Source organism: Parabacteroides sp. CH2-D42-20 (assembly GCF_003670185.1).
GTDB lineage: Bacteria > Bacteroidota > Bacteroidia > Bacteroidales > Tannerellaceae > Parabacteroides > Parabacteroides distasonis.
In genome coordinates this window covers 18679-38550 of record NZ_RAYG01000003.1, presented here as the reverse complement: position 1 = coordinate 38550, position 19872 = coordinate 18679, and the positions used below count along the sequence as shown (strand labels likewise).

Below are 19872 nucleotides of genomic sequence, written 5' to 3'. Positions count from 1 at the left end.
ATCAAAATTATTAAGGCGTTCATTTTGAGCGCCTTTCTTTTTAACCTTATAAGCGATAGTTATCGTTTATAGGGCTTTTTCAGCTCATTTTTGTACCGTATTTGTTGCTCGCTTGTTGCTCTCCGATTTTAGGTCGGAAAGGTCGTGGATACACTGGTACGTCATGGTACGTGGTGGTACGCGATGAAACAGATTTGGCGAAATAAACGGATAAATAAAATGAGTAGTACAATTGACATTCAGAAAAGATGTAAGTGGTGCAACGCTGTTTTCACAGCTCATAAGACGACCACAGAGTATTGTTCACACCGATGTGCCAACCTTGCCTACAAAGACAGGGTTAGAAAACAACGCATAGAAAGTCTACAACATGAACTTGGGAAAAGTATCAAGACACCTCCCAACTTAAACAAAGAATATCTTACCCCATCAGAAGTAGCCGAATTATTAAATATCGGGCGCACTTCCATATATCGTTATATCCGCAATGGAGTAATCAAGGTAATCCGATTTGAAAGGAAAACCCTTGTTCGCAGAGCTGACATAGAAGATATGACAGACTTTATTGTTCAAGAAACAGAGGACAAACAACCAAAAGAGAAAGCCCCTATCACCAACTTCTACACTACTGCCGAAGTCAAAGAGAAATACCATGTAAACGAGTCATGGATATTATTGATAGCCAAGAAGAATAACATACCTCGGACTTTCAATCGTGGCAAGACCTACTGGAGCAAGAAGCACATGGACGCTTACTTCGCCAAGAAAACCCCAAACCCCGACATTACCGAATGGTATAGCACTCAGGAAATGCAAGAGAAGTTCGGTATGACCTTATCAGCCATCTACACTTTCGTTTCCAAGAACGCCATCCCAAAGAAGAAAGAAGGCATCATGGTGTTCTATTCCAAGAAGCACGTGGATATAGCGAAAGGTGTGGCAGCACCCGAAGAACCGCAGTATTATACAGTAGCCGAAGCAATGGAGAAGTTCAATCTTACTCGTGACCAGCTCTATCATTATGCGAAGTATCATAATATCCCAAAGGTCAAGAAGGGCAAATACACACTTATCTCCAAGCCTGAACTGGATAAGTTACTTGCAGCCCCAAAGATTGAATAAGTTATTTTTCGGTGAATGTACCCACCATTGAATCACCTTATTCCTTTGCACCAAACAAATGTAAAACTCTAAATATTAATCAGTATGACACACACGTGTACAAAAGTAACAGTTCGTCAGAGAGCGATTCGGAACAATCGCATCTCCTTGTATCTGGATTATTATCCGGCAGTCCGTAACCCCGAAACCATGCAGATGAGCCGTCGGGAATACCTCGGCATATACATCTATGCCCACCCTAAAAACGAAATGGAACGGGAGTTCAACAACGATATGTTGAACAAGGCAGAAGCTATCCGTTGCATCAGAGTGCAATCGCTCATCAATGAAGAGTTCGGCTTCTTAGATAAGAGCAAGCAGAAAGCTGACTTCCTCGCCTACTTCAAGAAGATGTGCCGAAGCAAAGATCAGAAATGGCAATTCGTTTATCAACATTTCTACAACTTTGTAAAAGGGCAATGTACCTTTGGCGAGGTGAATGTGGATTTGTGCAAAAAGTTCCGTGAATATCTGTTGAACGCCAAGCAGCTTAAACACAGCAATCGCCCCATATCTCTCAATTCAGCATCCGGCTACTACTCCACTTTCAGAGGATTGTTGAAGATTGCCTACCGAGATAAATGGTTTCGAGAAAACATCAATGACTACCTTGATAAGATTGAGCCACAAGATGTGAAGAAAGAGTATCTGACACTGGACGAGGTGAAACAACTTGCCGTCACTCCTTGCGACATCCCAGTTCTAAAAGCAGCCTCTTTGTTTGCTTGTCTGACAGGACTACGCATCAGCGATATTCTCAACCTTCAATGGGAAGACTTCGCCATTGCTCCTGATCAAGGCTATTGTTTGCGTATCAGAACACAGAAAACCCAAACGGAAGCGACACTTCCTATCAGTTACGAAGCCTACGAACTGTGCGGTACGCCCGATACAGGCAAAGTATTCAAGGGACTGAAGCGAAGCATGATTAACTATCCTCTGAAAAATTGGCTCAAAAAGGCAGGAATAACGAAGCCGATAACCTTCCACGGATTTCGTCACTCCTACGCAGTTATCCAAATCTCTTTAGGTACAGATATTTATACGGTTTCAAAGATGCTAACCCACAAAAACGTTTCCACCACTCAAATCTATGCAGATTTGGTTAATGTGAAAAAACGGGAGACAGCCAATAAGATTTCACTGAAATAAATACACCTATGAAACGAGGAATCATAACAAACAACGGGCAAGGCATCCATATTTCTGATAGCGAAGTATGGATGACCTCTTGGGAGATTGCCGACTTGTTTTATACAACGGTTGGAGCTATCAATCTTCGCATAAAAACGATATTGAAAGCCAATATCTTAAAGGAGTATGAAGTCTGCCAATGTATAAGATTAAAGAATGGGAATTATGCCGACGTGTATAATCTCAACATGATTATAGCCCTATCCTACCAAATAAATACTGGACATTCAGCTGAATTCAGGAAATGGGTTATCAATAAAGTTGCCTCCAAGCAGAAGAACATATCACTATTTATTCCAATAAGGTCAGCTAACACTTACAATTGCTAATACCCACAACTTAAAAGTCCGATGTAGGCTAGTCCCATGTCGGACTTTCCTTTGCTATTGTGGTACAGGTGGCATAGAAAAATGCTACCTATCGGTGCCAAAAGCTACCACTTCTCGGGAAATGTATCTACACATCTTGCAAATGATATATATTTGCACATAAACGATTAACATATATCATTATGGAGCAGAAAAAGACAGAACATATTACTTTGAATCTGATTGTTTTCGGAACAATCGTCATCATTGGTGTTTTAGCCCGTCAGACCGCATTGCACTATGGTTGGGATGAGTTCAGCGGCTACCTTATTTTGGTGGTATGCTCCATTGTCATAGGAGCTATCTATCTCAATCTACAAATGGTATTCAGCCAACTTCTTTCACCGACAATAGAGAAGTGCTTTATGAGATTTGAGTGTTACCGCAATAAGGCTATAGCGGTAGAATCTCCAGTGGCACACACGGGACTTGCCGAAAGTACTATAAATTCAGAACCTATCATTTCTGAACCAGAACCCGAAGTCGAAACTACATCTGACACAACAGAAGAAGTTTCTACTCCTTCGTGTCTTGAACTTAATGAAGACGTGGCAGAACTTCCAAAGGAAGAAGCCACACCTTCTACTATCAATAATATATCTATCGAAGAATCCAAGCAACCGACAGAATCCGAGATATTCCGTGCCAATGCTATGGCCGAAAAGGAACGGGCATCGCAAGAAAAGTTAGATAAGGTTCTCTCATATACGAAACAACACTTAGTTCTCTATCTTAGCGAAACTGACCTTAATCGTCTATGTGGATATATCACAGAATACTACTTCTCAGATTCCCTGCCTAAAGTTGAGCAGATAAAGGTAGATGCTCAATTAAAAACCATTGACATCATGCACTTTGGTTGGAATATCGGCAAGGCATTCGGCAAACCACGCCTACAGACTGCCACATTCATAAAAAGAGTATTTGCTCATACTCTCCGTGATTCGGAAATATCCACCATTGAGCGCAAAATGTCGCATACGGAATCAGAATGCAGAATTAAATTAGACAAGAAGATTGCTTAATATCACTTGCCTAATATCTTTCTAAGTTCCTCTATGCTAAGTTTGCCTTTATGCAACATTGCATGGCAATTAGGGCATACAGGAACAAGGCCATTTTCAGGTTCTATTTTATGCGCTTCCCCTTTCAGTGCCGAAATGGGAACAATGTGGTGTACATGAATAAATCCATTACCCAATTCTCCATACACTTTGCTAAAGTCCATTCCACAAACTTGGCATATACATCCGTGTTTTTCAATGCATTTTTTACGAGCAATAGGATTACGCTCGTATCTATTGACTAATGCTTGTTGCAAAGAACCCTCATAATATTCCTCTGTGTATATTTTGTTCTGTTTATTGTCTAATAACCAGTATTTTCTTTGAGTATTAACCATATGTTTAGGAGTAATGCCCAACCTATCACAAAATCCTAAATATTCATCTTCTAATGCCTGATTAAAAGCCCTTGTGTGCCCAATAATACTATCAATAGCAGGAGATGTTTCTCTACCGTTCTTCCCATTCTTTTTTACCAGATGTGTCAACAAATCATTATTTAGATACCCGACAAATCGACTTGGTGCAAAATGATATTGTCCATCAGACTTATATACAACGAAATTTGTACCATTAGCAATAAGACGAACTATATTTTTGTAGTTTTCCTCATTATCATCATTCAGATACGTGTCAACTTGACACAGGTTATTCATAAGTTCTGATATATCTCTGATAATTCTGCCTAATTTTCTCATAATATTTTTTGCGCTATAGAGCACAAAGGTAGCTAAATCTCTTGTAATCATCACTTATTACCATCAAAAAGTTATTCATCAGTTATGTTTTGGTGAATGATTCCACCATTGAAACACCTATTTCCTTTGCCGTCGAACAATTAAAAACGAGCGACGTATGCAAAAAGAAACAGTAACATTTGATAAGCTGCCCGAAGCGGTAGGTTATCTGACCGAACAGGTCATCGAGTTGAAAAGAATGGTGTCGGAACTTCAACCGCCAGCATCAGACAAACATGTGTTGGTTGAGATTGAGGATGCTTGCCGTATCATTAGAAAAGCCAAGCCTACCATTTATACATTGGTTCGCAAGGGGTTGCTTCCTGCCTATAAGAAAGGGAAGAAGCTCTATTTCTACGAGGACGAGCTTCTGGCTTGGATTGAGAACGGTCGAAGAAAAACTTCCGAGCAAACATACGAGGAGATGCTTGCCAATATGCAAGGCTGTGTCCGTCATAAGCCCAAATCATCCGTGAAACTTTAATGGTTGCGGCTATGGATACATATTCTATTAATCCGGCATCCATCATTGACGAAGCGGTTGATTTAAGTATGCGACTGACGGGTACTGATTTTCCTATCAGCATATTCCCGACAAAAATCCAACGCATCATCAGCGAGGTACACGAATGCCATAACTACCCTACCGACTACATTGCCGCAGCTATCCTTACGGCAATAGCAGTCGGCATCGGTAATACCCACCTTGCCCAAATCAAACAAGGCTGGATAGAAAGCCCTATTCTATATGTGGCATTGATTGGACGACCGGGAGCAAACAAAAGCCATCCGCTTAGTTTTGCAATGAAACCGTTTCTTGATTACGACTATCAACAAAATCAGGTATTTGAAAAAGCACTTGCCAAATATGATGAGTTGATGAGTATGAGCCGCAAAGAACGCACAGAAAATGGTGAAGAGCAATTTCCACAGGAACCAGTCCGTAAACGCTTCTTGATTTCGGATGTAACACCAGAGGGATTGAGCCTTATTCATGCGCAAAACAAACGTGGTTTATGCTTATGGGCTGATGAATTGTCCGCTTGGTTCAAGAACTTCAACCGCTATAACAACGGTTCGGAAGAACAATTTTGGTTATCTGTTTTCAGTGCCAAGACCACTATATCCGACCGTAAGAATGCCAAGAGTTCCATCTTCATCAAGCGACCGTATATCTCTGTTATCGGCACTATCCAAAAGAAGATTCTTAGCGAATTGGCAAAGGGGGAACGTTCCAATAATGGATTCATCGACCGTATTCTATTCGTGATGCCCAATCTGCAACAGAAAGCACGTTGGAATGACAAGGAGCTGCCGGAGAATATCGAACAAGAATGGAATGCCATTATTGATAAGCTGATACAACAGGAGTATGCCCTCAATGAATTTGGAGAGATAGAACCGCATATTCTTCTCTTCACGGAGGATGCCAAGAGACGGCTTTACGAATGGCAGCACCACTTCTCAGAGTTGTGCGACCGAGAGACAAACGACACTATCGTGAGTATCTATTGTAAGCTGGAGATATACATCATCCGTTTCTGCCTGATTATCCAATTAGCCCGATGGACTTGCGGAGAATGTGATAAAACCCACATCGACCTGTTGACTGTAGAACGAGCCATCAAACTGACGGAGTATTTCAAGGAATCCGCATTGAGCGTTCAAAACATACTCAATGAAAATGCGCTCAACAGCCAACAACAGGCGATAGTCAATCTGCTTCCTCCAGCCTTTACAACTGCCCAAGCTATACAGATAGCCGAGCAGAACGGAATGAAGGAACGCACATTTCAACGCTTTCTCAATGACAATATCGGGACATTGTTCCGCAAAGAGAAACATGGAGAATATTCAAAGATTAACCCGTGACATTTTTATCGGTTTTGACACTTTCCAAGCGAAAACGACAATAACGACAAAAGTGACACACCAAAAAGAAACATACAATGAGTACACATAGATTCATATTAGAACCCTACAAAGGTGTCAGCACTCGGCATACTTGCCCGAACTGTCACCGCCCAAGATGCTTTTCAAAGTACATCGATACTGAGAAGCAAATCCAGTTCCCAAAATACGTGGGACGTTGTGACCATGAGCAGAAATGCGGTTATCACTTCACGCCCCGTGATTACTTTGAGCAGAACCCGTCTGAGAAAGACAAGTTTGCGGAGAAAGAGAATAGTTTCAGAAGCTATGTTCCTATAAAAAAGGTACAACCAATAGTCACGTCCTACATTGATTTGGATATAGTCAACCAATCATTGCGTGGCTATCCTACGAACAAGTTGTTTCAATTTCTATCGGCTCAGTTCGGAGAAACAGAAACATTGAAGCTAATGAAGAGATACAAGGTTGGCACATCCAAGTATTGGGACGGTGCAACTGTATTCTGGCAAACGGACAATCAGAACAAAGTCCGTACTGGTAAAATAATGCTTTACAATCCCGAAACAGGCAAACGGATAAAAGAGCCATACAATCATGTCACATGGGTACACTCCGTACTGCACAAAGGCGATTACAATTTGAGGCAATGCTTCTTCGGTGAGCATCTGCTTTCTGAAGACAAAAGCTGTCCTGTTGCACTGGTCGAAAGCGAGAAAACGGCACTCGTTGCCTCCTACTATCTACCGCAATTCCTATGGATAGCATCGGGTGGAAAGAACGGTTGCTTCAATGCCAACAGCCTATCCGTTCTGGCTGGAAGAAGCGTTGTATTATTTCCCGATTTGGGAGCAACCGACTATTGGCAAAGCAAAATAGGTCTGATGAAAAGCTACGGAATAGAGGTGCAGATGTTTGATTATCTGGAAGCCAACGCTACCGAAAACGAGCGAAAAGAGGGGTACGACATAGCCGATTATCTGCTCAAAGTGAAGCCTGACGAAGCCATCCTTCAGCAGATGATTAAGAGAAATCCTGTCTTAAAAACACTGATAGAGACATTCGATTTGAAGCTCGTCAGCGTACAACAAGGCACTCCACGACCGAAGGTTTCACCACCCAAGAAACGAGGATTCAGACTTTGAAAACAGGGAGAGAAATCGAGACTTTTTTACTGTAGCAAGTTAATGTCGGTGTATTACATTTCCCGACCACTTGCTCCTCAAAAAGTCTGAGGAGGCGGCTCCCGATGGTCACAATTTATTTACTTAAAAACAGATTCAAATGGAAAAGAAATATACAGTAACACTCCGTCTGTCATATCAGCAATACGCATGGCTTGGTGCGCTTTGCAGACGGAGTAAGCAGACTCAAAGCGAAGTCATCCGTTCGCTCATCGAGAACGGTTCGGTACGTGAACGAATTACGCAAGAGCATATCCACATCATCCGGCAACTGATTGGTGAAAGCACCAATCTTAACCAGTTGGCAAGACAGGCAAACACCTACGGTTTCTTTGCCGTTGCGGATAGATGCGAAGAAATGGCTCAACACATTAATCAACTTATAAAACGACTGAAAGATGATAGGTAAGCAGACTAAAGGAACTTCGTTCGGTGGTTGTGTCCGCTATGTCCTCAAAGAGGAAAAATCTAAACTATTGGAAGCAGTCGGAGTAGAGGGGACACCCGAACAGATGGCAGAGCAATTTGAGTTGCAGGCATTACTCAACGACAAGGTAAAAAATATTATCGGACACACTTCACTCAACTTCTCACCGGAAGACAGTGCAAGATTAAAGTCCGATGATGCTCTGATGCTGAACATAGCGCACGACTATATGAAATTGATAGGTATTGAAAACACGCAATACATCATTGCTCGGCATATCGACCGTGAGCATCCACATTGCCATATCGTTTTCAACCGAGTGGACAATGATGGCAAGACGATTAGCGACAAGAATGATTTTCGCAGGAATGAGAAAGTTTGCAAAATGTTGACCGCCAAATATCGCTTGCACTTTGCCAATGGTAAAGACCATATCAAAGAGGAACGCTTGCGCCCCTACGACAAGGCAAAGCACGAGATATACAAGGCGTTGAAAGAAGAACTGCCCAAAGCTCATAGTTGGGATGATTTGAAAGATGCGCTTGCCGACCGGGACATTGATATGAAATTCAAGGTCTGCCGGACTACACGAGAAATACAGGGAGTCAAGTTTGAATATAACGGCTTTTCTTTTTCCGGCTCAAAGGTCAGCCGAGAATTCAGTTACCTGAATATCGACAACCGACTGGAAGAGAATGCTTGTGCATCCTTGTTGGAGTCAGCCAAGCAAGAGCCCAAACAGCAGAAAGAAGAGGTGCAGCAAAACGTTTCTCATTCCGATGATAGCTTCGGCTTCAATCTCGGTTTACTAAACGGAAACTCATCCTACGATGCCACTGCCGCAGAAGAAGCAGAGTTCAATCGCCTGATGAAAAAGAAAAAGGCTAAGCGCAAGCGAGGCTTTCATTTATAATCAATTTTTATTAACATTTTAAGTTCAATTATTTATGGTTCAAAAAGATTTAATTCTTGATTTCAATCTCTACTTGTGCGAGAAGTTTGGCTACAGAGAAAGTTGTAGCGTGATGTCACATGCCAACGGCTTTTGTGTGGACATCCGTGAACGTGATTTAGACTGCTATATCCGCTTCTGGGAATATAGCTGTGGAAGAGGCAACTTCCCCGACTGGTCTATCATCATTGTGCGCAGCAACTTCAAGAAGAGCCAAGAAGAAAGCCTGAAAGACTTGGCTCGCTTCTTCAAGGAGTACATGCCACGCTACGGTTACAAATACCTCTGCACCGAAGATGATGACCACAAGTACTATCAGACACTTGGTTTGAAGTGTATAATGGACGGTTTTTGTCCCAATTATGCACTAGCACTGAAAGATTTGAATGTCTGATACATGGTTTTAGAGTTAAGGAGGGGAATTTTCCTCTCCTTCTCTTATATACCGATAAATCAGAATTTACCGACACTTGACCATTCATCAGAAGTGGTAAGAGTTCGTCTCGCTGCTTAGTCAGATTCTCATTTTCTTTTTGTAATCTCAATTGCCTATCATTGATACCAGTTTCAATTTTACTCCATTTGTTTAATACATCGCCTTGTGGCTTTAGAATTGGAAATTTCAATATGTCATCACGTGACACTTCCTTAAAGGTTGTGCCTGTACCAAGTTGTTCTATTAGCTTGATGTGAATTTGCAGATAATAGTACAAATAGGTTTCTATGTTTTCTTCTTTTGGAACAAAGCTCTTAAATCCCTGATTGGTACACAACTCTGTTTTAGCAATAGCCAACAGACCTATTGGCGCACGGCTTGACATTAATATTGTGTTTGAAGGCAATAAATGAGTACTGCAAGAATTATATCCTGCTTGTGAAATATTGCGTTCTCCTTGATAGACAAATTTTTGCTTTTGGTCAGATAAATCTTTCGGAGTAATCCAAACAATATCTCCTCCATAATTTTGGTCATTAACAGTTGACGGTGTTGCACCATTGTAAACGTCAGCAACATCCTCTATCGTCTTGGTTTCCCATAATGCAGGAATATCACGCTTCAATTTTTCATTCCAAACCATTTTGCCGCCACTTGACTTATATGGTTTGCCCTCTTCATTGGGAAAATCAAACTGCACAAACCAATAGTCATAAAGTTGCTTCGCCATCGCCTCTAAATTCTGATTTAGCGGTCTCTTATATTATATATAAAGACGTAAATATCAGAATTATGAAAGAAAACATCATTCAGGCGATAGTTGCGAAGATGCAGCGTGACTTAGATTGCCGACAAATGGCGCAGCTTAAAGCTGTGCTTACATCAGAACTGCATAACGTTGAGATTATCGAAAAAGAGGAGTGTGTGTACTTGCAAACACAAGAAAACGAACAATTCCTAAATTCCTTTATATCAGCAAAGAAAATAGAGGGGTGTTCGGATAAGACATTAGCGTACTATCGTAATACCATTGAACGGCTATTAGTTACGCTTTCAATGGCTATCTGTCATATTACCACATCCGACATTCGTACCTATCTATCCGATTATCAAGAAGAACATCAATCCAGCAAAGTTACCATTGATAATATGCGACGTATCTTTTCTAGTTTCTTTGCATGGTTAGAAGATGAAGACTGCATCGCAAAAAGCCCAGTCAGACGCATCCACAAGGTTAAAACAGATTCACTTGTAAAAGAGGTACTTTCTGACGAACAGTTGGAACAACTTCGAGATAGCTGCACCAACAAACGAGACCTTGCCATTATAGACTTTCTTTCATCTACAGGCATTCGTGTGGGTGAATTGGTAAAACTGAACCGTGAAGATATAGACTTTCACGAGCGACAGTGTGTGGTATTCGGAAAGGGAAATAAGGAACGTGTTGTTTATTTCAATGCCCGAACCAAACTGCATTTGCAACAATACCTTAATGGGCGTACAGATGACAATCCGGCTTTATTCGTCTCGCTCCATTCGCCTCACACACGATTAACAATCAGTGGCGTAGAAGTAAGAATTCGGAAATTGGGACAAGCACTTTCTATACCTAAGGTTCATCCTCACAAGTTCCGTCGTACCCTTGCAACAATGGCTATCGACAAAGGTATGCCCATTGAACAGGTACAACGCTTACTTGGACATGTACGTATTGACACAACACTGCATTATGCTATTGTGAACCAAAACAATGTAAAATTGGCTCACAAGAAGTACTTGGGATAAGTAATCATGCAGGATTCTGCCTGAAAATGCGTAACTTTGCCGGATTAAATGGAAAAGGATATGCAATCTTACAGGCTTTCAGATATAGTAAAAATAAAAAATGGCAAAGACCATAAGATGCTTTCAAACGGGAAATACCCTGTTCTTGGAAGTGGGGGCATTATGCGCTATGTTGATAATTTTCTATATAACAAACCAAGTGTTCTGTTACCCCGTAAGGGTACATTAGATAATATTCAATATTGCGATGTCCCCTTCTGGACTGTAGATACTCTGTATTATACAAAAGTAAATACAGAGTTAGCAAATCCTTATTATTTGTATAGATATTTGTCATTACTGGATTTAAGTAATTTAGATTCAGGTACAGGAGTTCCGAGTATGACATTTGACAACTACTATGGATTAAAGATATTCTTGCCAAGTATTGAAAAACAAACAATGATTGCACGAGTTCTTCAAACACTTGACAAGAAAATAGCTGTCAATCGCCAGATAAATCAGAATTTAGAGGCGATGGCAAGGCAATTCTATGATTATTGGTTTGTACAGTTTGATTTTCCCAACGAGGAGGGCAAGCCGTATAAATCAAGTGGGGGTGGAATGCTTTGGAATGATAAGCTGAAACGCAACATTCCTGTTGGCTGGCATTGTGGGAACCTTTTTGAAATTGCTGTTTTTACAAATGGTTTGGCTTGTCAGAAATTCAGACCAAAGGATGATGAAGTGCCATTACCTGTCATCAAGATACGAGAAATGCACGATGGTATTTCTGTTGACACTGAAGAGGTAACGTCAAATATACCAGAATCAGTAAAGGTGTATAATGGTGATGTGCTATTTTCATGGTCGGCATCACTGGAAGTTATGCTCTGGGCTTATGGGCTTGGAGGACTTAATCAGCACATCTTTAAGGTTACATCTGCAAATGATTTCCCGAAGTCATTCTACTATTTTCAACTTTTGGATTATGTCGATGTATTCAAGAAAATGGCAGAAGCAAGGAAAACAACGATGGGACATATTACGCAAGACCATTTACAACAAAGCACAATCGCCATACCTGATAACAAAGATATTGCGGATAAATTTGAGGAACTTATATCACCAATCTTTAAGCAGATAGTGAAGTTGCAAGAGGAAATATCAAATCTTATCAAGCAGCGTGACGAACTTTTACCACTTTTAATGAATGGACAAATAACAATAGAATAAAAATGCCTCGCATACTCTACAAATATTTAGATATAGTTGGCGCAAAGTGCATGATTGGAAACCAGAATCTCCAATTCACCAATGCGTCTCAACTGAATGACCCTTTTGATTGTCATCCTAAATTAATTGACTACTCAAATGTACCGGGCACAAAACTTCAAGGATGGATACCAAAAGATTGGTGTATAGAGAAAGAGGAAAATAATGCACTCAATTTGCGCAATGATACATGGCTATGTAGTTTATCAAAAATCAATGATTCTTTACTCATGTGGAGTCATTATTGTTATAATCATAAAGGTGTTTGTATAGGACTTGATGTAGACAAAGTGATGGAATCTGTTCCACCGATGTTTGGTACACTATATCTTGAACCACTTGTCATAGATGTTCAATATCAGGATATAATAGAACGTCCAAACGCATATAATAGTGCAAATGATAGATGCAGCTACCAATGGGGAACAAAAGCAAAGGATTGGGAATATGAACAGGAGGTAAGATTAGTCATACCAAAACCAAGTCCTATGTACGCAGCATTTACTCCACAACAAGCTAAGCAGGATAAAGAAATATGGGATTGGCGTGAAATACACCACTATATGCCACTGAAAGGCGAATGCTTTGAGTCTATCTATTTTGGTGTCAATATAGAACAAACTGAGAAAGAAAAAATAATCCAATATGTTCGCAAGGAACTAAATCCGCAAATTAGGTTGTACCAAATGGAAGTAGATGAAAGTGCTTTTAGATTACGACCTGTAATTATATGAACGGTCAAGTATCGGTAAATTCTGATTTATCGCACGGTTAAGAGCTATTTTTTTGTCTAACGTAGATATTACACTTGATATTCTTTTCTGTTCGCTGATTGGTGGTATTGGGAATGCGTATTCCGAAAGCAAATCGAATGTAATCTGTGGAAATGAACCTATCCGATTTTCGGCTCTTCGTTGGAGTATATCAAGAAAAGGTTGATTGGTCAAACAATAATAGAAATACTCTAAATCAACATCTTCATTATATTTTCGCAATACCATTAATTTAGTTGATACAACATAGTCTTTAGTATCTTCTGTTGTAACTTTAGCAAATCTTCTGTTAGCGGGACGTATTTCACTGAACAAAATATCATCCTTTACTATGGTCTTCTTAAATTGACCTTTTAGCTCATCTACAGAAGTTAGCGTACCGCTACCCATTACACCATTTTCTACATCAGATGTATTTATGGCAATGAGTTTGTCTTTATCAAATTTGTGAGTTTCTGAAACTGTACGCACAATTTGATTTATTTTCAGAACTAGAGTGCGATTTGCATTATATTTTCTCAATTCCATCACTTTTTTCGTTTTACTCCTTACCCAACTTAGCTTCATTCTCTTCTATAATAATCGTGTTTACTCCCCAAGTTGGGGAGTAAATGTAGACATTGAATAAATAAATTTTCCACAACTTGCGGAAGAATTACTTATCCAACATCCCTTTAATCTGTTTGTCGAAGTCAGAATCAATCCGTTGGGTTCTATTAAAAATATCGTATTCACTTTCTGCCTTTGCTTTGGCTTGCGAGGCAGAAATACGTCCTTTGTCCGGTAAAATCTGATAACGGCGGAATGTAAGGAATTCATTGACACTTTCAGAAAATTGAGACATATTGAATGTATTTTCACGCTCGATAAGATCTTCTATATAATCAAAGAAACCTGTGACCGTACGTTCCAACTGACGAATTTCCTTTTCCTGCAAATAGTTCTTAGCTATTGACACATCCGATTTCAAGATACGTCCATCAGGTGCGTTCTTCCATGTAGTCAACCCCATGTGTTCTTTGTTATGGTCTGCCTTTGTATAAATAATCTCTGCTGCCGTTTGTCCAGTGATAGCATAATGGAAACGGTTCTGTATCATGGCATAGAAATCGCGAGTCGTAGGTGAATTCTTATCATAGTCTATACTACATTCTGCATATATATCGGTAATCTGTTGCCAGATACGTCGCTCACTGGCACGAATAGAGCGTACCCTTTCCAGCAATTCACGAAAATAATCTTTTCCGAATACTGCCGTTCCCTGCTTTAAGCGTTCATCGTCAAGCACAAACCCTTTTTTGATGTACTCATTGAGAATCTTGGTTGCCCACTGACGAAACTTTGTAGCCTTTGGGGAAGAAACACGGTAGCCAACTGCAATAATCATATCAAGATTATAGAAATCGACTAAATCTTCCACCTCGCCTCTTATACCTCGGTTTACGACAGTTGCAATTTTTGCAACTGTCGTGTCTTGCTGTAGTTCTTCATCCTTGAAGATATTGGCTATATGCCGACTAATACCCGATTTGTCAATACCGAAAAGCTCTGCCATAGCCTTTTGCGTACACCAAATAGTCTCGTCTTTTATAATGACCTGTACCTTCCCCTCTTCATCAGGGAGGTTATATAGTAAAAACTGTATTTCGTTACTCATTGTTAGTTCAATTTCTTATTTTTATAATTGGCAAACAATTGTGGCAATTTTTTAATTGTCCCACATTTCGTGGGACAAAATATAAATACCTCGTTTATTCGTTACCTACGTTTGCGTTAAAATGTAAAGCATCCAACTGTTTCATTATTTCATCTTCCAAACGATGACTTTCTGCAAATTGTTCGGAAAGGGTTTGCTTGTAGTTTGCCATTCGGGAATTAAACTCTTCTTCGGTTATATCTACATAATCAATCTTGATGTCGAAATATTGTCCGGCAGAAAGAGAATATCCCTTTTCCTTAATCTCATCGTATGTAACGGAAACAGAGAAGTCTTCCACAGCTTCCTTTCGTTGGAATGTGCCGACAATCTTCTCAATCTCATCATCGTTCAGACGCACCTTTTTCAATCCATTAGCATCCTTGTATTCTTCGCCCAATTTGCTGGCATCAATTAAAATCACCTTTTCGGTAGTGGCTGATTTATCAAAGAACAACACACTGACATTTGTGCCTGTATTGGCAAATACATTGCTTGGCATGGAAACACAACCGAATACAACTTTGTCATCTACTATCTTATGAAGAATTTTGTTCTCAATACCACTTTTAGCCGTAATAAAACCTGTCGGGATAACAATCGCCCCCTTTCCTGTTTTTTTCAACGAATTGATAACGTGCTGAATAAAACAGGTGTATATCGCCATTGACTCTTTCTTTTTAGCTGGCACATTGGGGACTCCAGCCCAAAAACGAGCAGGCATAGCAGCTATTTTCTCTCTAGTATCGGAAAAATCCATTTTGAAAGGCGGATTACTTACCACAAAATCAAATTGACGTAACTGTTGTCCGTCATCACTCTTATGATATGGACTTACAAGTGTATCACCTTGAATAGCATTATCAAGCGAAGACACAAGTCCGTTAAGTAGCAGATTAAGTTTCAACATTTTGTTACTTCGTTGGGAAATATCTTGCGAAAAGATGGTACAGCGTTCTTCTCCTATTTGATGACTAAGTGCCATCAGAAGTGTACCTGTTCCTGCCGAAGGGTCATAACATTCCATGCTATGCAAATCAGCATTATCCCCCACTAACAGACGAGCCATAATCGTTGCTATGGCATGAGGCGTATAATACTCCGCATATTTTCCACCTCCAGCGGTATTATAGTCCTTAATCAAATACTCAAAGATACTGGAGAAGAAGTCGTAGTTTTGCGCAAACGCCTCTTCGAAAGAGAAGTTCACCAACTTATCCACCAATGCACGAGCAAATGGCGCACGTTGTGCCGTATCGGTCACAAATGGAGTCAAAGCCTCGAACAAAGGAATTTTTGTGTTGGCAGTAGTCTGTGTTGAAAATATATCCGCATTTTGTTCCGCTATGTCTGTCATAGTGGAATCAAAGATGGTATCAAAATCCCCTTTCCCCTGTTGATTCCAAAGATTGGCTATCAAGTGGTAAGGTTCAAGCATCGGAACATCCGGAGAAATGGCACTCTGAATAAGCATACGTTCATCATCAGAAAGATTCTCGTATGCTGTCTCCCATTTTACATCTCCCGTCAATTTCTTGGCAATCTCACTCTTCGCATTTTTCAGTTCATAACCAAACTTATCATTCAGAAATTTATAGAGAAATACCTGAGTGATAATTTTATATTCGTTGCCATCGTTACCCATACCGTATGACTGGCAGGTGGCTTTAAGACCATCGATTAGCTTTAATGTTTTTTCTTTAATGTCTGACATAATCTTTATGCAATGCCGTAAGTGGCGTTATATTGGTTGATATACTGTTGTGAAATACGTGTTTGGATAAACTTATAATCGTCCATCTCTGGCTTAATCTGTGGGAAATGATACAAGCATCCGTTGATAAGAGCCATCACCGTACGATTAAAATAAGCATCCTTTTTTAGAATGTCGTTACGGTCGTAGACTTTGGCATCCACATCCTCTTTTATAATATTGAGAATGGCTGCAATCTCTTCGTCCAGAAAAGAAAACATCGGCTTTTGTCCTTTTTCCTCTCTCTGTTTATTTACTTCTCGTATGCGCTTGTGTACACGGGCAAATTTTTCATCGCCCTTATACTTTTTCATTAACGCATTATTCCTTTTTTGTAGGTCTTGCAAACGAACGATAATCTCATCCAACGCTTGGGTTTCCTCACTAAACTTAGCAATGGAATCAATCACAAATCCATGTTCTTTAAACCGCTCCATAAAAGCATCACGCAACGAAATGAACTCTGGATCGTCTTGGTCGAAATTCTGCGTGAATGAAGTAATGGTACGCTGCCATTTTTCTTTGAGTTCTATTCCTCCTGATATAAGGTGCATTTCTTCTTGTCCTATTTTGGAAAAAGTAAACTCAATATCCATCATTGCTTCATTGATTAGCGTTTTTGTTTCTTCTCCTACGCTAAACGCTTCCTTTTGATTGATAATACCAATGCGCCTTTGCACTTCAGATAGCAATTGTGGCAGCTTGGTAATTTCAAGTTTGGCAAATTGCTCTTTCATTTCCTCGTCGCCAAAAGTACGCACGATATTAGCCATGTTCTTAGCTGCCTCTAACGCCTGTTTTAAGTCAAGCAGTACAGCCTTATCTTCTTCTGTTGAAATTTCAGAAGAAAACTCCTCTGCATTGTCATAGGAATAATCAAACAGAGTCTGACGCACCTGTTTCATTTGCTTTAAAATCTCTTCTTTGTCCTCTATGACTTGGGTAAAGGTATCGGTAACAGCTTCTTCTCCTGTTTCATCCACATCGTTAAACCGATTCAACTCTTGCAAATACGCTTCATTCGTTTCTTGAAAATTACGTTTAATATCGGCAAAATCAATGACAAAACCGTAACGCATCCCCGGATAAGGACGGTTTACACGAGTAATAGCTTGAAGCAAATTATGGTCTTTCAATTTACGACCAAAGTATAAACGCTTCAAACGAGGTGCATCAAAACCAGTCAGAAGCATATTGAAGACAATGAGAATATCCACCGTCATATTCTTCTTAAAGTCCTTGACTATTTGCTTCCTCGTTTCTTTGTCATCTGTATCATGAAGAATGATTCCGGCTTTCAGCGGTCTATACTTTGATTTGTAATCCACCTCAGGTTCACCCACGATAAACGAACCATCAGGAAGTTTAATCTTGATGGGCTTCGGTTGGTATTTTTGCCATTCCTCTTGGAATACATCATAAAGTCGTCGAGCCTGCTCGCTAGTTTCGCAGATAACCATACCGCCTAAAGTGTCATCCCCTTGTATTTTTCGGAATTCTTTCAAATCCGTCATGATATAACGAGCCAACTCGTTTACATAACTCGGATGCTCTATGATTTCCGATTTGCGGATGTCTTTCTTCTGTACTAATGTCTCTAGTTTGTCGTACACATCCGAAAGACGTTCCTTATATGATGTTTCAATATCTTCACGAATGATTTTCAGCGTATAACCATCCGCAATGGATTTATCGTAATAATAAGTGTGCAGATAGTTTCCGAACACTTTACAACTGGCACGTTCTTCCTTCAATAGCGGAGTACCTGTAAGTGCAATTTTTATTGCATCAGTGTCCGCATCAAACAGATTGGCAAGGAAACAGCCACCGGGTTTATACCCACGATGTGCTTCGTCAAGAATAAAGATACGTTGAAGGTTGGTAGCATAGTCGTTGATACGTACTTTTTCTTTATCCTCCGCAAAGCGTTGTATATTTACTACCGTTATTTCAGCCTGACCACTTACCCCCTGCTGTGCTTGATTACTACGGAATTGCGCCATCAATTCAGCCCTTGAATTAGCAGTCGATACTACCAATCCACGAGCTTCAAACTCTTGTGTAGCTTGTTCTAACAAATCGAGGCGGTCAACTATGAAATAGAATTTAGCCACCTTGTTCTGTTTAGAATAGAAATCGTTGAGAATAAATGTCAAGTAATAAGACAGGGCCGTTTTTCCACTACCTTGTGTATGCCATACCACACCAGATTTTACACCCTCGGCCAGTTTCTTGCGAATAGCCAATGATGCAAACAATTGTTGGTAACGCATGATATGTTTTTGGTCGGTAGATTCAATCTTTCCATCTACCTCTCGTTCCATTCTAACATATGCTATACCGTATTTAATAATATACAGTAAACGTTCCGGTGAACACATGGAAGTCAGCATCCTATTAGTAGGCGTATTGAAATCGAGATTGGTTTGATATTCTGGGCTTGTATGAATGACTTGACAATTATAATCTGATAATATCTGTTTTTCCGCTGTCTTGTCAATGTCCTTATATGGATAATCACGATGGAAAGGTGCAATCTTTTGTGCAGACAGATTTTCTTCACGGAAACAGTTAAAGGGAGAATATGAGCGTGCTCCAGTACAATAGAAAGCCCCTTGTATGGGTACAATGCCACCAAGTGCATCATATTCCATATTGTTGCTAAATATCATTAACTGCGTGATATTAATGAAACGACGGAACTTCTTATTTGGAAAACGCTCTTTGTTCATTCGTGCGCTCTCCGCCAACATTCCACCCTGATTGTTGGGCTTCTTCACTTCTACAAAGCAAAGTGGCAAGCCATTCACAAACAAAGTAATATCAGGTCGAAACTCATCTTGTCCGTTCTTACAAGTAAATTCGGCTGTGAAATGAAAGGTATTGTTTCCGATATTGTCGAAGTCAATCAACTTTACAGGAGATACGGCTTTCAGACGGTTATAAAACCCACGACCGAGGTCATCATCATTCAGTTCCTTACGAATATCTTTCAAGACTTGAAGATACTCACCCTCATGTTCAGGATTCAGTCTTTTGAACTGCTGCTCAAAAATTGGCAATAGAATATTCGTATCACCGTCATATACAGTGCTATTCTTATCTTCGCTCAACTTACCGAAGTAAGTATATCCTATTCGAGTAAGATGAACCATTGCAGGCATCTGTACCCGTGTAGCCTCCGAGAATTGCTTCATG

18 protein-coding genes and 1 pseudogene are annotated in these 19872 nt (G+C 40.1%); 13 read left to right on the top strand and 6 right to left on the bottom strand.

Going from position 1 to position 19872, the window contains the following annotated elements; all coding sequences use genetic code 11:
• Positions 1-219 precede the first annotated feature (219 nt).
• From D7V92_RS03100 to D7V92_RS03085, 4 genes are all read left to right on the top strand, one after another.
• Entirely contained in the window at positions 220-1122 is a 903-nt protein-coding gene (locus D7V92_RS03100) for a helix-turn-helix domain-containing protein (protein ID WP_121772255.1), read from the top strand.
• Positions 1123-1206: 84 nt separating this feature from the next.
• On the top strand, positions 1207-2313 hold the full coding sequence (locus tag D7V92_RS03095) for a site-specific integrase (RefSeq protein WP_121772254.1): 1107 nt from the start codon (positions 1207-1209) through the stop codon (positions 2311-2313).
• 8 nt (positions 2314-2321) lie between these two features.
• On the top strand, positions 2322-2684 hold the full coding sequence (locus tag D7V92_RS03090) for a lipofamily protein (RefSeq protein ID WP_121772253.1): 363 nt from the start codon (positions 2322-2324) through the stop codon (positions 2682-2684).
• 182 nt (positions 2685-2866) lie between these two features.
• Positions 2867-3748 (top strand): mobilization protein, encoded by an 882-nt coding sequence (locus tag D7V92_RS03085; protein WP_121772252.1) that lies wholly within the window; start codon positions 2867-2869, stop codon positions 3746-3748.
• Positions 3749-3750: 2 nt separating this feature from the next.
• Here the strand turns inward: D7V92_RS03085 and D7V92_RS03080 are convergent, their stop codons facing one another.
• The gene (locus D7V92_RS03080) at positions 3751-4536 is read right to left on the bottom strand and encodes an HNH endonuclease (protein WP_121772251.1); all 786 of its coding nucleotides are present in this window, start codon (positions 4534-4536) and stop codon (positions 3751-3753) included.
• Positions 4537-4642: 106 nt separating this feature from the next.
• Between D7V92_RS03080 and D7V92_RS03075 the strand changes: the two genes are divergently transcribed.
• The 6 genes from D7V92_RS03075 (at position 4643) to D7V92_RS03050 (ending at position 9371) form a co-directional block, all read left to right on the top strand.
• Positions 4643-5008 carry a helix-turn-helix domain-containing protein gene (locus tag D7V92_RS03075; RefSeq protein WP_121772250.1) on the top strand — a complete coding sequence of 122 codons (366 nt, stop codon included), beginning with the start codon at positions 4643-4645 and terminating at the stop codon, positions 5006-5008.
• Between the two features lie 11 nt (positions 5009-5019).
• Complete coding sequence (locus D7V92_RS03070; RefSeq protein WP_121772274.1) at positions 5020-6396, top strand: DUF3987 domain-containing protein; 1377 nt, start codon at positions 5020-5022, stop codon at positions 6394-6396.
• 77 nt (positions 6397-6473) lie between these two features.
• Positions 6474-7559 carry a DUF6371 domain-containing protein gene (locus tag D7V92_RS03065; RefSeq protein ID WP_036928694.1) on the top strand — a complete coding sequence of 362 codons (1086 nt, stop codon included), beginning with the start codon at positions 6474-6476 and terminating at the stop codon, positions 7557-7559.
• Positions 7560-7698: 139 nt separating this feature from the next.
• Entirely contained in the window at positions 7699-8007 is a 309-nt protein-coding gene (locus D7V92_RS03060) for a MobC family plasmid mobilization relaxosome protein (protein WP_049703211.1), read from the top strand.
• A complete protein-coding gene (locus tag D7V92_RS03055) occupies positions 7997-8938 on the top strand; it encodes a relaxase/mobilization nuclease domain-containing protein (RefSeq protein WP_121772249.1) in 942 nt (313 codons plus the stop codon). Before D7V92_RS03060 ends, D7V92_RS03055 begins: the two co-directional genes overlap by 11 nt.
• Before the next feature lie 34 nt (positions 8939-8972).
• Entirely contained in the window at positions 8973-9371 is a 399-nt protein-coding gene (locus tag D7V92_RS03050; RefSeq protein WP_036928685.1) for a hypothetical protein, read from the top strand.
• Between the two features lie 226 nt (positions 9372-9597).
• On the opposite strand, the pseudogene D7V92_RS22375 reads toward D7V92_RS03050, so the two are convergent.
• Positions 9598-10056, bottom strand: a pseudogene (locus tag D7V92_RS22375) (restriction endonuclease subunit S); the annotation flags it as partial.
• Positions 10057-10205: 149 nt separating this feature from the next.
• On the opposite strand from D7V92_RS22375, the gene xerA reads away from it, so the two are divergent.
• The 3 genes from xerA to D7V92_RS03030 are packed head-to-tail and all read left to right on the top strand — an operon-like array spanning position 10206 to position 13186.
• The gene (xerA, locus tag D7V92_RS03040; RefSeq protein WP_121772248.1) at positions 10206-11198 is read left to right on the top strand and encodes a site-specific tyrosine recombinase/integron integrase; all 993 of its coding nucleotides are present in this window, start codon (positions 10206-10208) and stop codon (positions 11196-11198) included.
• A 48-nt stretch (positions 11199-11246) separates the two neighbouring features.
• The gene (locus tag D7V92_RS03035) at positions 11247-12413 is read left to right on the top strand and encodes a restriction endonuclease subunit S (protein WP_121772247.1); all 1167 of its coding nucleotides are present in this window, start codon (positions 11247-11249) and stop codon (positions 12411-12413) included.
• A gap of 2 nt (positions 12414-12415) precedes the next feature.
• Entirely contained in the window at positions 12416-13186 is a 771-nt protein-coding gene (locus tag D7V92_RS03030; protein WP_121772246.1) for a DUF2971 domain-containing protein, read from the top strand.
• Here D7V92_RS03030 and D7V92_RS03025 read toward each other — a convergent pair.
• The 4 genes from D7V92_RS03025 to D7V92_RS03010 form a co-directional block, all read right to left on the bottom strand.
• The gene (locus D7V92_RS03025; RefSeq protein ID WP_233572780.1) at positions 13166-13753 is read right to left on the bottom strand and encodes a restriction endonuclease subunit S; all 588 of its coding nucleotides are present in this window, start codon (positions 13751-13753) and stop codon (positions 13166-13168) included. The two genes, D7V92_RS03030 and D7V92_RS03025, sit on opposite strands and share 21 nt — an antisense overlap.
• Positions 13754-13880: 127 nt before the next feature.
• Complete coding sequence (locus D7V92_RS03020) at positions 13881-14882, bottom strand: virulence RhuM family protein (protein ID WP_121772245.1); 1002 nt, start codon at positions 14880-14882, stop codon at positions 13881-13883.
• A 94-nt stretch (positions 14883-14976) separates the two neighbouring features.
• The gene (locus D7V92_RS03015; protein WP_121772244.1) at positions 14977-16635 is read right to left on the bottom strand and encodes a class I SAM-dependent DNA methyltransferase; all 1659 of its coding nucleotides are present in this window, start codon (positions 16633-16635) and stop codon (positions 14977-14979) included.
• A 5-nt stretch (positions 16636-16640) separates the two neighbouring features.
• Positions 16641-19871: a type I restriction endonuclease subunit R gene (locus tag D7V92_RS03010; RefSeq protein WP_121772243.1), complete on the bottom strand. Its 3231-nt coding sequence runs from the start codon at positions 19869-19871 to the stop codon at positions 16641-16643.
• Position 19872: the final 1 nt, after the last annotated feature.